Genomic DNA, 597 nt, shown 5'->3' with positions numbered 1-597 from the left:
GAGGCGCTTCCTGACCATTCGTCGCTGACCCGCATCCGTCAACGCTGGGGCGCAGAGCGTTTTCGAACGATCTTTGAGCGGACAGTAAAGGTCTGCGTAGCGGCCAGGATTGCCAAGGGTGAGGCCGTACATGTCGACGCCTCACTCATCCGGGCCGACGTAAGTTGGGAAAGCCTTGCGCTCCGCCACGTCGACGCTCTCACCGACGCCAACGAAGACCCAAACGAACGAAACAGCCGTAAAACAGGCAAGTACAAGAAGGTTTGCGTTACCGATCCGGACGCGTCCATGGCGACCAACGGGCGCAATCGTCGGCTGGAACCAGCCTACAAGCAACATGCTGTCGTGGACGATGCTTGTGGCGTGATTTTAGATGTGGAGGTCACCACGGGCGAGGTCAATGAAGGACAGATTATACTCGGTCGTCTCGACACAGTCGCCGAGCTGACAGGCACGTCAATCAAAATCGCAACGGCCGATGCTGGGTATGCTTACGCCAAGGTTTTTGCAGGCATGGAGCAGCGCGCGATCGAAGCTGTTATTCCGGCAAAGGCAGAGCCAATCCGTAGCCCAGTGCCTATGCGCCGCTTTCGTTAC

General features: G+C 57.8%; 1 protein-coding gene. It reads left to right on the top strand.

The genetic code is table 11. The annotated features are described in order from the left end of the window. Positions 1-597: transposase (locus CO656_RS27960; RefSeq protein ID WP_144353242.1), on the top strand; the 597-nt coding region annotated here is incomplete at both ends.

The organism is Sinorhizobium sp. FG01 (genome assembly GCF_002531875.1).
GTDB classification, from domain to species: Bacteria; Pseudomonadota; Alphaproteobacteria; order Rhizobiales; family Rhizobiaceae; genus Sinorhizobium; species Sinorhizobium fredii_C.
This window is presented reverse-complemented; position numbering and strand designations above follow the sequence as displayed.